This window comes from Curtobacterium sp. Arg-1 (assembly GCF_025643395.1).
GTDB lineage: Bacteria > Actinomycetota > Actinomycetes > Actinomycetales > Microbacteriaceae > Curtobacterium > Curtobacterium poinsettiae.
The window spans coordinates 1-13,074 of the sequence record NZ_CP095731.1; the positions used below are offsets into that span (position 1 = coordinate 1).

A 13,074-nucleotide genomic window follows, 5' to 3' on the forward strand; every position below is an offset into this window, starting at 1 on the left:
ATGACGATGCCGGCCGACCCCGTCGAGGACCTCTGGTCATCCGTACTCCGAATCCTCGCCGAGGACCCCCGCATCACGCCGCAGCTCCACGGGTTCCTGAACCTGGTCGAGCCGAAGGGCGTGCTCGCCGGCACCCTGTACCTCGAGGTCCCGAACGACCTGACCCGCGGCATGCTCGAGCAGCGCATCCGCATCCCGATCACCGAGGCCGTCGCACGCATCGGCGACGACTCGGTCGCGAACTTCGCGATCACGGTCAACCCGGACATGGCGTCGGAGCCGCGGGTGGACCCCAACGTGCCGGAGTACGCCGAACCCGTGCAGGAAGCCGTCGAGCAGAGTGCCGCGCCGCGTCAGTACATCGAGGCGCCGTTCGTCCCGAGCCAGATCGACTCTCCCGGCACCAGCGGGCGCCCGGAGTCGCGGCTCAACCCGAAGTACAACTTCGACAACTTCGTCATCGGCTCGTCGAACCGGTTCGCCCACGCCGCAGCCGTCGCCGTCGCCGAGGCACCGGCCAAGGCCTACAACCCGCTCTTCATCTACGGGGACTCCGGACTGGGCAAGACCCACCTGCTCCACGCCATCGGGCACTACGCCGAGAGCCTCTACCCGGGGATCCGCGTCCGCTACGTGTCGAGCGAGGAGTTCACCAACGACTTCATCAACTCGATCGCGAACAACCGGTCGAACCAGTTCCAGCAGCGCTACCGCGACATCGACATCCTGCTGATCGACGACATCCAGTTCCTGCAGGGGAAGGACTCCACCCAGGAGGCCTTCTTCCACACCTTCAACACGCTGCACGACCACAACAAGCAGGTCGTCATCACGTCGGACGTGGCGCCGAAGCACCTGACCGGGTTCGAGGACCGGATGCGGTCGCGCTTCGAGTGGGGTCTGATCACCGACGTCCAGGCGCCCGAGCTCGAGACGCGCATCGCGATCCTCCGCAAGAAGGCACAGTCGGACCACCTGCAGGTCCCCGACGACATCCTCGAGTTCATGGCGTCGAAGGTGTCGAGCAACATCCGCGAGCTCGAGGGCACCCTGATCCGGGTCACGGCGTTCGCGAGCCTGAACCGGACGGCCGTCGACATGGCGCTGGTGCAGACGGTGCTCAAGGACCTGATCACCCTCGACGAGGACAACGTCGTCGCGCCGACGGACATCATCAACCACACCGCGGAGTACTTCAAGCTCTCCGTCGACGACCTCTACGGCTCGTCCCGCTCCCAGGCGATCGCCACGGCACGACAGATCGCGATGTACCTGTGCCGTGAGCTGACGAGCCTGTCCCTGCCCAAGATCGGGCAGCTGTTCGGCAACCGCGACCACACCACGGTCATGTACGCGAACAAGAAGATCACCGAGCTGATGAAGGAGCGTCGGTCGATCTACAACCAGGTCACCGAGCTCACCAGCCGCATCAAACAGGACCGCCGCTACCGCTGAGATCGGCGGGTTCCCGGACCCATCCACCATCTGAGACGGTTCCATGGGCCGGAGTTCTCACAGTGTGGATAGCCTGTGGATAACTGTGGAGGACACGCCGCCCGGTTGTACACAGGTGGGGGGTCGCCTGTGGACACTGGGGATGGAAGTGGATAGATGAGATTCATTCATCCCGTTAACGCTCACACACCGCTCACAAGTCACAAGCGTGTAGTTCCCTACTCCGGACCGGGATGCACAGGGTTATCCACAGTGTGCACAGGCGTTAACACCATTACTCCTGGTTAACGATCAATCTCCGCGGGACAACCTTGTGGACGGCGGGATGACAAGAAATCCGGCGCTCCTCCGCCTGTGCCAGAATGGGGCGGCCGGACAGTCCAAGCCGATCGACAGGGGTTCCAGCTGTGAAGTTCGAGGTCAACCGGGACGTCTTCTCCGAAGCCGTCTCCTTCGCAGTGAAGCTCCTCCCGCAGCGCACGACCCTGCCGATCCTGTCGGGCGTCCTGATCCACGCCGACGGCGATCGCCTGACGCTCTCGTCGTTCGACTACGAGGTCTCGGCGCAGACGTCGATCTCGGCGCAGATCGACGAACCGGGCACCGTCCTGGTCTCCGGCCGGCTGCTGAACGACATCGCGAGCCGGCTGCCGAACGCCCCTGTGTCGTTCACCACCGAGGACGCGAAGATCTCGGTCACCTGCGGTTCGGCACACTTCACGCTGCTGTCCATGCCGGTCGAGGAGTACCCGACGCTGCCGGAGATCGGTCCGCAGACGGGTGTCATCCCGGGCGACGCGTTCTCCGAAGCCGTGTCCCAGGTCGCCGTCGCCGCCAGCCGTGACGACGTCACCCCGGTGATCACGGGCGTGCAGCTCGAGGTCGGCGACAACGACCTGTCCCTCATCGCGACCGACCGCTACCGTGTCGCCGTCCGCACCATCGCGTGGGACTCCGGCCGAGTCGGCTCGGACCCCCTGCACGCACTGGTCCCGGCCCGCACCCTGCAGGAGGTCGGCCGCACGTTCGGTTCGGCGTCGACGGTGTCGGTGTCGATCAGCGGCAACTCGGACCGCGAGCTCATCGCCTTCCACGCGGACGACAAGACCGTGACGTCGCTGCTCATCAAGGGCAACTACCCGCCGGTCCGCCGGCTCTTCCCCGAGACCGTCAACGACCACGCGGTGATCAACACCGCGGAGCTGGTCGAAGCGGTCCGACGGGTCTCCCTCGTCCTGGAGCGCGAAGCCGCGCTCCGGTTCTCCTTCACGGTCGACGGGCTCACGCTCGAGGCGATCGGATCCGAACAAGCGCAGGCGTCAGAGTCGATCAGTGCGTTGTTGACCGGCGAGGAAACGGTGGTCTCGTTGAAGCCCGCCTTCCTCCTGGACGGGCTGAACGCGGTGCACTCCGAGTTCGTCCGCATCTCCTTCACCAAGACGGAGAACCCCAACAAGCCGGGCCCGGTGCTGATCACCGGCCAGACTTCGCAAGAGGCCGCAGCGACCGATGGATACCGGTACCTGCTGCAGCCCAACCTGCTGCTGCGATAGGCGCAACAGGCAACCTGCGCTGGCGCACACCACCGGCAGCATCAGCGCGACGACGAACAGAAGAGGAAATCATGCACATCGGTCTTGTCGGCCTCGGTCGCATGGGCAACAACATGCGTGCCCGTCTCCGCAACGCAGGGATCGAGGTCACCGGGTACGACGCCAACCCCGCCGTCTCCGACGTCGCTGACCTCGGCGCCCTCGCCGCTGCTCTCCCGGAGGGCAAGCGCCTCGTGTGGGTCATGGTCCCGCACGGCAAGATCACCGACGACGTGATCACCGACCTGGCCGGCGTCCTCGGCGAGGGCGACCTGGTCATCGACGGTGGCAACTCGAAGTGGCTGGACGACACCAAGCACGCCGAGCAGCTGGGTGCGCGCGGCATCCGCTACATGGACGCCGGCGTCTCCGGTGGTGTCTGGGGCAAGGACAACGGTTACGGCCTGATGGTCGGCGGTGACGCTGCGGACGTCGAGTTCGCGATGCCGGTCTTCGACGCCCTGCGCCCCGAGGGCCCCCGCGAAGAAGGCTTCTCGCACGCCGGCCCGATCGGCGCCGGCCACTACGCGAAGATGGTCCACAACGGCATCGAGTACGCGATCATGCAGGCGTACGGCGAGGGCTACGAGCTCCTCGAAGCCAAGGACCTGATCACCGACGTCCCCGCCGTGTTCGCCGGGTGGCAGCGCGGAACGGTCGTCCGTTCCTGGCTGCTCGACCTCATGGTCCTGGCCCTGAACGAAGACCCGAAGCTCGACGAGCTCGAGGGCTACGTCGAGGACTCGGGCGAGGGTCGCTGGACGCTGGAAGAGGGCATCGAGCTCGCCGTGCCGATGCCGGCGCTCTCGGCGTCGATCTTCGCGCGCTTCGTCTCGCGCCAGGGCAGTGCCTCGCCGACGATGAAGGCCGTCGCGGCGCTCCGCAACCAGTTCGGCGGCCACGCCGTCAAGAAGTCCTAGGACTTCCCGGGGGAACCCGGCCTCGGCCCGCGTGCACGTCGACCATCTCCAACTGACCGACTTCCGGAACTACCGGGAGGCGGACGTCGACCTCGCACGCGGGCCGAACCTGTTCGTCGGACGCAACGGACAGGGCAAGACCAACCTGGTCGAGGCGATCGGCTACCTCTCCACCCTCGGCTCGCACCGCGTCCCCACCGACGCAGCGCTCGTCCGCCAGGGTTGTGACGCCGCGATCGTCCGGGCTCGACTCGCGCACGAGGACCGCAGCATCCTCGCCGAGGTGCAGATCAACCGCACCGGTGCGAACCGTGCGCAGGTGAACCGTTCGGCGATCAAGCCGCGGGAGCTGCCGCGCTACTGCACGTCGGTGCTCTTCGCACCGGAGGACCTCGCCCTGGTGCGGGGCGAACCGGCCGGGCGACGCCGGATGCTCGACGAGCTGCTCGGTCAGATCGCGCCGCGGATGCAGGGTGTGCTCGCCGACTACGACCGCACGCTCCGGCAGCGGAACACCCTGCTGAAGTCGGCCCGCGCCACGGGTGCGAAGGCCAACGCCCTGTCGACGCTCGACGTCTGGGACGACCGCCTCGTGGGGCTCGGTGCCGAGATCGTCGCGGCTCGCGACCACCTGACCCGACGCCTCGCCCCCTTCGTGGCCGAGGCCTACGCGACCGTCGCCGGCGAGCACCACGACGCCTCGATCACGGGGGTCCTGTCGATCCGCGGTGGCGACCCGGAGTCCGCGGCGGCCACCGACCCCGTGCTCGGGACACCTGACGAACCGGTCACAGTCGCGTCGGCGGCCGAGGCGTTCGCGGCAGCGCTCGAACGACGTCGGCGGGACGAACTCGACCGCGGACTCACCCTCGTCGGGCCGCACCGGGACGACGTGCTGTTCCAACTGAACGGGTTACCTGCCCGCGGCTACGCGAGTCACGGCGAATCTTGGTCCTTCGCGCTGGCGATCCAGCTCGCGAGCGCGTCCATCCTGCGCGCGGAGTCGAACCTGGGCGACCCGATCATCATCCTCGACGACGTGTTCGCCGAGCTCGACGAATCGCGACGGGAACGGCTGGCGAACGCGGTCGCCGACTACGAGCAGGTGCTCATCACGGCAGCGGTGTTCGGTGACGTGCCCCCGAAGCTGGCGGCGCACACGGTGCGGATCGAAGCGGGCACGATCGTGACCGACGAGGCGGACGCGACCCGCGCCTCCAGTCCGTCGACGGACCGGACGGACCGGACGGACTGGACGGACCGGACGGGCGCGACGGAGCCGGCGGACGCCGACACCAAGGCGGGCGCCGACAGCAAGACCGATCCGACCGACGACGACCCCACCCCCGCCGGAGCCGACGCCTGATGCCGAAGCCCCGCAAGCCCACCGAACCCTCGCAGGTGTACCGACACCTGCGCGCGGTGTTCGGCGACCCGTCCAAGCGCGGCACCGATGCCCGCCGCCGACGCGCTCGCGAGTTCGACGCCGACACCGTGCCGTACGGGCGAGGCCGTGAGCCGAAGGGCCTCGCCGACATCGTCGGGTCGCTCGCCCACGAGCTCGGGTGGACCGAACCACTCGCCCGCTCCGAGCTCTTCGTGGACTGGCCGAGCGTCGTCGGCGAGGAGCTGGCGAAGCACTCCCGCCCGGTGACCATCGACGACGGCGCACTCGTCATCCGGTGCGACTCGACGGCCTGGGCGACCCAGCTCCGACTGATGCGCGCGACGGTCACGACCACCATCGCGGAACGGCACCCGGAAGCAGGGGTCGAGTCGATCAGGGTTTCCGGCCCGGACGCCCCCACCTGGAAACGCGGCCCCAGGACGGTCCAGGGGCGCGGTCCTCGCGACACCTACGGTTGAGGCGACGAAATCATCCTGGAGTGCCAGAAAAGCCCGTCTGTGGGGCAGATGAGCCCTCGAAAGAGGGGGCTCTGCGGTAGACTGGGAGGTGCAGTGCGCGGGCGTTCCGCGCGCAGGCAGGAGCACGCTCGACATGGCATCAGAATCTGAAGACGACCCGCAGAACCCGCTCGAAGCGGAGACCCCGCAGAGCGAACCGTCCTACGGCGCAGACCAGATTCAGGTGCTCGAGGGGCTCGAGGCGGTCCGCAAGCGTCCCGGTATGTACATCGGTTCGACCGGTCCCCGCGGTCTGCACCACCTGGTCCAGGAGATCGTCGACAACTCGGTCGACGAAGCCCTCGCCGGGTACTGCGACACCATCGACGTGAGCATCCGTGAAGACGGTGGCGTCCGGGTGGTCGACAACGGCCGTGGCATCCCGGTCGACGTCCACGCGGCCGAGGGGGTCTCGACCCTGCAGGTCGTCCTCACCGTCCTGCACGCCGGCGGCAAGTTCGGCGGTGGCGGCTACGCCGTCTCCGGTGGTCTGCACGGCGTCGGTTCGTCCGTCGTGAACGCGCTGAGTTCCGAGCTCGACGTCGAGGTCCGTCGGCAGGGCCACGTCTGGCGTCAGAGCTACACCGACGGTGTCCCCGTGGCCCCCGTCTCGAAGGACGAACCGGCCGACGAGACCGGGACGACGATCACGTTCTGGCCGAACGCCGAGATCTTCGAGTCCGTCGTCTTCGACTACGAGACCCTGCGCACGCGCTTCCAGCAGATGGCCTTCCTGAACAAGGGTCTGCGGATCAACCTGCGCGACGAGCGCGCCCCCGAAGAAGGGGAAGAAGCTCGCAACGACACCTTCATGTACGAGCGTGGGCTCGCCGACTACGTCGAGTTCATCAACGCGCAGAAGAAGGCCGACCTCGTCCACCCCGACGTCATCGGCTTCGAGTCCGAGGACCCGGACCGCAAGATCGCGCTCGAGGTCGCGATGCAGTGGAACACCTCGTACCAGGAGAGCGTCCACACCTTCGCGAACACGATCAACACGCACGAAGGCGGGACCCACGAAGAGGGCTTCCGCGCCGCGCTCACGACCCTCGTCAACCGCTACGCGCGTGAGGCGAAGATCATCAAGGAGAAGGACGACAACCTGACGGGTGACGACATCCGCGAAGGGCTCACCGCTGTCATCTCCGTGAAGCTCGGCGAGCCGCAGTTCGAAGGGCAGACGAAGACCAAGCTCGGCAACACCGAGGCGAAGTCGTTCGTGCAGCGTGTCGTCGGCACCGAGCTGACCCACTGGTTCGAGAGCAACCCGACGCAGGCACGCGACGTCGTCCGCAAGGCGATCCAGGCGTCGCAGGCTCGGCTCGCGGCCCGCAAGGCACGCGAGACCACCCGTCGCAAGGGGCTGCTCGAGTCGGGTGGCATGCCCGGCAAGCTCAAGGACTGCCAGTCGAAGGACCCGACCCTGTCGGAGATCTTCATGGTCGAGGGCGACTCCGCCGGTGGTTCCGCCGTGCAGGGCCGCAACCCGATGACCCAGGCGATCCTGCCGCTGCGCGGCAAGATCCTGAACGTCGAGAAGGCCAGGCTCGACCGTGCCCTCGCCAACCAGGAGATCCAGTCGATGATCACGGCGTTCGGCGCCGGCATCGGTGAGGACTTCGACCCGGACAAGGCCCGGTACCACAAGATCGTGCTGATGGCCGATGCCGACGTCGACGGCCAGCACATCACGACGCTGCTGCTCACGCTGCTCTTCCGCTACATGCGTCCGCTCATCGAGCGTGGGTACGTGTACCTCGCGCAGCCGCCGCTGTACCGCCTGAAGTGGTCGAACTCGGCGCACGAGTACGTGTTCAGCGACCGGGAGCGCGACGCCCTGATGCAGGCCGGCCTCGCCGCCGGCAAGCGCATCCCGAAGGACAACGGGATCCAGCGCTACAAGGGCCTCGGCGAGATGGACTACAAGGAGCTCTGGGACACCACGATGAACCCGGACACCCGCACGCTCCTGCAGGTCACGCTGGAGGACGCAGCCGCGGTCGACAGCACCTTCTCGACGCTGATGGGTGAGGACGTCGACGCACGTCGCCAGTTCATCCAGCAGAACGCCAAGGACGTCCGCTTCCTCGACATCTAACGGCCAGGAGGCGCGGTGTGAGCCGCGTCGACCAGTCCTGACCACCTGTGGTCGCGCCCGGCGCGACCAACGGAACCACAGCCTCCAGGCTGTCCAGAAAGGGAACGAAGCCACATGGCTGACGACAACGAGAACGGCGCCGACGAGCAGCCCGAGATCGTCCACGGCGACAGCGGGGACATCGTCGTCTCCGGTGACCGCATCTCGCAGGTCGACCTGCAGCTCGAGATGCAGCGCTCGTACCTCGACTACGCGATGTCGGTCATCGTCGGTCGTGCCCTGCCGGAGGTCCGCGACGGCCTCAAGCCGGTGCACCGCCGTGTGATCTACGCGATGTTCGACGGCGGTTACCGCCCGGACCGTGCGTTCTCGAAGTGCTCCCGCGTCGTCGGTGACGTGATGGGCCAGTTCCACCCGCACGGTGACTCGGCGATCTACGACGCCCTGGTCCGCCTGGTGCAGCCGTGGTCGCTCCGGTACCCGCTGGCGCTCGGCCAGGGCAACTTCGGTTCGCCCGGCAACGACGGCGCCGCCGCCCCGCGGTACACCGAGACGAAGATGGCGCCGCTCGCGCTCGAGATGGTCCGCGACATCGACGAGGACACCGTCGACTTCCAGGACAACTACGACGGCCGCACGCAGGAGCCGGCGATCCTGCCGGCCCGGTTCCCGAACCTGCTCGTCAACGGGTCCGTCGGCATCGCGGTCGGCATGGCCACGAACATCCCGCCGCACAACCTGCGCGAGGTCGCCGAGGGTGCGAAGTGGGCGCTCGACAACCCCGACGCCACCCGCGAAGAGCTGCTCGCCGCGCTCATGCAGCGCATCAAGGGCCCGGACTTCCCGACCGGTGCGCAGGTGCTCGGCACCAAGGGCATCCAGGACGCCTACCGCACCGGCCGTGGCTCGATCACGATGCGTGCCGTGGTCTCGGTGGAGGAGATCCAGGGGCGCACCTGCCTCGTCGTCACCGAGCTGCCGTACCAGGTCAACCCGGACAACCTGGCGATCAAGATCGCCGAACTGGTCAAGGACGGCAAGCTCGCCGGCGTCGCCGACATCCGCGACGAGACCTCCGGTCGGACCGGGCAGCGCCTGGTCATCGTGCTGAAGCGCGACGCCGTCGCCAAGGTCGTGCTGAACAACCTGTACAAGCACACCCAGCTGCAGGAGAACTTCGGCGCGAACATGCTCGCGATCGTCGACGGCGTGCCCCGCACCCTGCCACTCGACGGCTTCATCTCGGCGTGGGTCGCCCACCAGGTCGACGTCATCGTGCGCCGCACGCAGTACCGGCTGCGCGAGGCCGAGAAGCGCGCCCACATCCTGCGCGGGTACCTGGCTGCGCTCGACGCCCTCGACGAGGTCATCGCGCTCATCCGTCGTTCGCCCGACGTCGAAGAGGCCCGCACCGGCCTGATGGACCTGCTGTCCGTCGACGAGATCCAGGCGCGCGCGATCCTCGAGCTGCAGCTCCGTCGCCTCGCGGCCCTGGAGCGCCAGAAGATCCACGACGAGGCCGAGGAACTCGAGCGCAAGATCGCCGACTTCCAGGACATCCTGGCGTCGGAGAGCCGTCAGCGCTCGATCATCCGCGACGAGCTCAGCGAGATCGTCGACCGCTTCGGCGACGACCGCCGCACCGAGATCATGTTCGGCTACGACGGCGACATGTCGATGGAAGACCTGATCCCCGAAGAGGAGATGGTCGTCACCATCACCCGCGGTGGCTACGTCAAGCGCACGCGGAGCGACCAGTACCGCTCGCAGCACCGCGGTGGCCGAGGTGTCCGTGGGGCCCAGCTCCGCGCCGACGACATCGTCGAGCACTTCTTCGTCACGACGACGCACCACTGGCTCCTGTTCCTCACCGACCAGGGACGGGTCTACCGCGCCAAGGCGTACGAGCTGCAGGAGGCCGGCCGTGACGCGAAGGGCCAGCACGTCGCGAACCTGCTGGCGATGCAGCCCGACGAGCAGATCCAGCAGGTGCTCGACATCCGCGACTACGAGGTCGCCCAGTACCTCGTCCTCGCGACCGAGCACGGCCTGGTGAAGAAGACCGCGCTGACCGAGTACGACACGAACCGCACCGGCGGCATCATCGCGATCAACCTGCGCGACGGCGACAAGCTCCGCCAGGCGCTGCTCGTCGACGAGCACGACGACCTGCTGCTGGTGTCCCGCCAGGGCATGTCGCTCCGCTTCACGGCGACGAACGACACCCTGCGTCCGATGGGTCGATCGACCTCGGGTGTGAAGGGCATGTCCTTCCGCGACGGTGACTCGCTGCTCGCGGCTCGGGTCGTCTCCGACGACGGGTTCGTCTGGGTGATGACCGAGGGTGGCTACGCCAAGCGCACCGCAGTCGACCAGTACCGCGTGCAGGGCCGTGGCGGTCTGGGCATCAAGGTGGCCAAGTTGGCGCTCGACCGAGGCGATCTTGTGGGCGCTCTCATCGTCGGCGAGGACGACGAAGTGCTCGTCGTGCTGCAATCGGGCAAGGTGGTAAGGTCTGCCGTGGCCGAGGTCCCTGCCAAGGGCCGTGACACGATGGGCGTCGTCTTCGCGAGGTTCGCGGAGAACGACCGGATCATCGCGGTGGCCCGGAACACCGAGCGGAACCTGGACGACCAGGACGACGCCGAGATCGAGCCCGCGGGCCCGGTGGAGACGGTCAGCCCTGCCGAAGCGGCCCCGGATTCCACTGATCCCATCGACACCGAGCCCGTCGCAGACGAGGCCGGAGAGGACCAGTCAAGCAATGAGTAGTGTCGCCGAGAAGCTCCAGAAGAAGGCGAAGCGACCCGTCGGCACCCGCCAGGTGCGGTTGCGACTGGTCTACGTCGACTTCTGGTCGATGGTGAAGCTGAGCTTCCTCATCGCCCTGGCCGGCAGCATCGTGATCGTGGTCGCCACGGCACTGGTGTGGGTCATCCTGAACCAGACGGGTGTGTTCACCCAGATCGACGCCCTGCTGAAGGACGTCACCGGTCAGAACAGTTACTCGATCATGGACCAGTTCTCGCTGGGCCAGGTCCTCGGGTTCTCCATCGTCGTGGGCATCCTCAACGTGGTCGTCGGCACCGTGCTCGGCGCCATCGTGAGCGTGCTCTACAACCTCAGTGTGCGGATCACGGGCGGGCTGCTCGTGGGCTTCACGAACAACTGACACACCCGGCCGGATGAGGCCGACCGCTCGATTTCGTTCTCTGGGATCGGTACGGTAGGCTTTCATCCGGTCCGAGGGGCTATAGCTCAGGCGGTTAGAGCGCTTCGCTGATAACGAAGAGGTCCAAGGTTCAAGTCCTTGTAGCCCCACCAGTTCTCCGGAACAGCACGACAATCCGATCCTGTCGCCGATCACCTCGGTGGCACTCGGGGCCTTAGCTCAGTTGGTAGAGCGCCTGCTTTGCAAGCAGGATGTCGGGAGTTCGATTCTCCCAGGCTCCACTCCCTCTGCACGAGTCCTGCTTCGCTCGTTCCTCGCTCCGCCGTCTTCGGTCGTCGTGCTTGTCTGCGCGCCTTCGGCGACGCGCCGCTCCGCGATGGTTGGGTTTGCCACTCTCCCTGCAGGTTGCTTCTTGTCGAGTGGTCACGACATGCCGCGTGCGGTTTGCCGAGGTGGCTGGAACTGTCGACTGCGCGTCCTCCGGACGACAGGATGCGACCTGTCGGGGGCTGCCCCAGGGCGTGTTGCGTGACGGCCCGCCGGACGGGAGGCGCGGTGCCAGGCCGGTGCGGGCCTCCAGACGGGTGGGTGGGCGCGCTCAGGGCGCGTCACCGTGCGCGGGTGCATGGTCGCCAGGCCCGGGAACGACGAAGGGCCCCGGCTGGTGCCGGGGCCCTTCGTACGAACCGGGAGGTCAGGCGGCGGGCTTCTCCGCCGTGTCAGCGTCGTCGGCGACCCAGAGGTCGTCGTCGGCACGGAGCGTCTGGTACGCGGCGTACGCAGCACCGGCGACGGCGACGACGCCGACGATGATGAGTGCGACTCCGCCGAAGCCGAGGCCCTTCTTCTGCTGCGACGGGACGTACTTCGCAGCGGCCTTCTTGGCCTTCTTGCCCTTCTTCTGGGCGTTCTTCACGATCTTCTTGACCCGGGGGTCCTTCGCGAGATCGGTCACGCTCAGCACCGAACCAGCGGTCGAGACGAGTCCGGGGACCACCTCGGACTGGAACTTGTGCGAAGCGCTCTGCGCTGCCGAGGTGGCAGCGTGCACGCCGGTCGCGAACGCGGGACGGATCCCGTTGTCGATCGCGTTCTGCACGCGGGGTGCGATGTCCTTGCGAGCTGCGTCCGCGGCGTTGGTCCGGGCCTCAGCCAGGATCGCGTTCGCGTGCTCGAGGACCTTGCGCTGCTCGCCGAGGAGCGAGGCGGTCTGGCCCTTGAGCTTCTTGATCTGCTTCCGACGCTTTCGCGGGATCTCGATCGTCGTCATCTGGTACCTCCATCGGATCGGCGTGACCCCATCCTGCCACCACACTGCCTGACAGGTCACGGAGCCGTAGCTGTGGGATCCGTCCACGGTCAGGAGTACATGCGAGAATCGGAACATGTCTCTGCACACCGCTGTCGCAACGATCCACACCAACAAGGGCGACATCCGCGTCAACCTGTTCGGCAACCACGCACCGAAGACCGTCAAGAACTTCGTCGACCTCGCAACGGGCCAGCAGGAGTGGACCCACCCCGGCACGGGCAAGGTCTCGACCGACAAGCTCTACGACGGCGTGATCTTCCACCGCATCATCAAGGACTTCATGATCCAGGGCGGCGACCCGCTCGGCCAGGGCATCGGCGGCCCGGGTTACCGCTTCGACGACGAGATCTCCCCGGAGCTCACGTTCCAGAACCCCTACATCTTCGCCATGGCGAACGCCGGCATCCAGGGCGGCCGCGGCACCAACGGCTCGCAGTTCTTCATCACCACGGTGGCGACGCCGTGGCTGCAGGGCAAGCACACCATCTTCGGTGAGGTCGCCGACGACGAGTCCCGCGCGGTCGTCGACGCGATCGAGGCCGTGCCGACCGACGGCCGCGACAAGCCCGTCGAGGACGTCGTCATCCAGAGCATCGACGTCGAAGGCGTCTGACCCGCAC

The 13,074-nt window shown here is 67.2% G+C and carries 10 protein-coding genes and 2 tRNA genes; 11 read left to right on the plus strand and 1 reads right to left on the minus strand.

Annotated features, from left to right (window positions below):
- The 10 genes from dnaA (at position 1) to MXD64_RS00050 (ending at position 11,423) form a co-directional block, all read left to right on the plus strand.
- Complete coding sequence (gene dnaA / locus MXD64_RS00005; RefSeq protein ID WP_017887816.1) at positions 1 to 1,455, plus strand: chromosomal replication initiator protein DnaA; 1,455 nt, start codon at positions 1 to 3, stop codon at positions 1,453 to 1,455.
- 407 nt (positions 1,456 to 1,862) lie between these two features.
- Positions 1,863 to 3,008 (plus strand): DNA polymerase III subunit beta, encoded by a 1,146-nt coding sequence (gene dnaN, locus MXD64_RS00010; protein WP_017887815.1) that lies wholly within the window; start codon positions 1,863 to 1,865, stop codon positions 3,006 to 3,008.
- Between the two features lie 71 nt (positions 3,009 to 3,079).
- The gene (gene gnd / locus MXD64_RS00015; RefSeq protein ID WP_017887814.1) at positions 3,080 to 3,967 is read left to right on the plus strand and encodes a phosphogluconate dehydrogenase (NAD(+)-dependent, decarboxylating); all 888 of its coding nucleotides are present in this window, start codon (positions 3,080 to 3,082) and stop codon (positions 3,965 to 3,967) included.
- A 31-nt stretch (positions 3,968 to 3,998) separates the two neighbouring features.
- Positions 3,999 to 5,333, plus strand: coding sequence for a DNA replication/repair protein RecF (recF, locus tag MXD64_RS00020; protein ID WP_262118206.1), 1,335 nt, complete (start codon positions 3,999 to 4,001; stop codon positions 5,331 to 5,333).
- Positions 5,333 to 5,833 carry a DUF721 domain-containing protein gene (locus tag MXD64_RS00025; RefSeq protein WP_017887812.1) on the plus strand — a complete coding sequence of 167 codons (501 nt, stop codon included), beginning with the start codon at positions 5,333 to 5,335 and terminating at the stop codon, positions 5,831 to 5,833. The genes recF and MXD64_RS00025 overlap by 1 nt, the downstream gene beginning before the upstream one ends.
- 133 nt (positions 5,834 to 5,966) lie before the next feature.
- Positions 5,967 to 7,970: a DNA topoisomerase (ATP-hydrolyzing) subunit B gene (gyrB, locus tag MXD64_RS00030; protein ID WP_017887811.1), complete on the plus strand. Its 2,004-nt coding sequence runs from the start codon at positions 5,967 to 5,969 to the stop codon at positions 7,968 to 7,970.
- A 114-nt stretch (positions 7,971 to 8,084) separates the two neighbouring features.
- Complete coding sequence (gene gyrA, locus MXD64_RS00035; RefSeq protein ID WP_017887810.1) at positions 8,085 to 10,742, plus strand: DNA gyrase subunit A; 2,658 nt, start codon at positions 8,085 to 8,087, stop codon at positions 10,740 to 10,742.
- Positions 10,735 to 11,142 (plus strand): DUF3566 domain-containing protein, encoded by a 408-nt coding sequence (locus tag MXD64_RS00040; protein ID WP_017887809.1) that lies wholly within the window; start codon positions 10,735 to 10,737, stop codon positions 11,140 to 11,142. The genes gyrA and MXD64_RS00040 overlap by 8 nt, the downstream gene beginning before the upstream one ends.
- Before the next feature lie 75 nt (positions 11,143 to 11,217).
- Positions 11,218 to 11,294 (plus strand) — tRNA-Ile (locus MXD64_RS00045).
- A 56-nt stretch (positions 11,295 to 11,350) separates the two neighbouring features.
- Positions 11,351 to 11,423: transfer RNA gene (locus MXD64_RS00050), tRNA-Ala, on the plus strand.
- Between the two features lie 413 nt (positions 11,424 to 11,836).
- On the opposite strand, the gene MXD64_RS00055 is transcribed toward MXD64_RS00050, so the two are convergent.
- Positions 11,837 to 12,412, minus strand: coding sequence for a hypothetical protein (locus tag MXD64_RS00055; RefSeq protein ID WP_017887808.1), 576 nt, complete (start codon positions 12,410 to 12,412; stop codon positions 11,837 to 11,839).
- Between the two features lie 115 nt (positions 12,413 to 12,527).
- Here MXD64_RS00055 and MXD64_RS00060 point away from each other — a divergent pair, with 115 nt between their 5' ends.
- The gene (locus MXD64_RS00060; RefSeq protein WP_017887807.1) at positions 12,528 to 13,067 is read left to right on the plus strand and encodes a peptidylprolyl isomerase; all 540 of its coding nucleotides are present in this window, start codon (positions 12,528 to 12,530) and stop codon (positions 13,065 to 13,067) included.
- Positions 13,068 to 13,074 lie beyond the last annotated feature (7 nt).

Excerpts from the sequence above, each read along its gene's own strand:
- dnaA (WP_017887816.1), top strand. The coding sequence starts at position 1 with ATGACGATGCCGGCCGACCCCGTCGAGGACCTCTGGTCATCCGTACTC.
- gnd (WP_017887814.1), top strand. The coding sequence starts at position 3,080 with ATGCACATCGGTCTTGTCGGCCTCGGTCGCATGGGCAACAACATGCGT.
- MXD64_RS00025 (WP_017887812.1), top strand. The coding sequence starts at position 5,333 with ATGCCGAAGCCCCGCAAGCCCACCGAACCCTCGCAGGTGTACCGACAC.
- gyrB (WP_017887811.1), top strand. The coding sequence starts at position 5,967 with ATGGCATCAGAATCTGAAGACGACCCGCAGAACCCGCTCGAAGCGGAG.
- gyrA (WP_017887810.1), top strand. The coding sequence starts at position 8,085 with ATGGCTGACGACAACGAGAACGGCGCCGACGAGCAGCCCGAGATCGTC.
- MXD64_RS00040 (WP_017887809.1), top strand. The coding sequence starts at position 10,735 with ATGAGTAGTGTCGCCGAGAAGCTCCAGAAGAAGGCGAAGCGACCCGTC.
- MXD64_RS00055 (WP_017887808.1), bottom strand. The coding sequence starts at position 12,412 with ATGACGACGATCGAGATCCCGCGAAAGCGTCGGAAGCAGATCAAGAAG.
- MXD64_RS00060 (WP_017887807.1), top strand. The coding sequence starts at position 12,528 with ATGTCTCTGCACACCGCTGTCGCAACGATCCACACCAACAAGGGCGAC.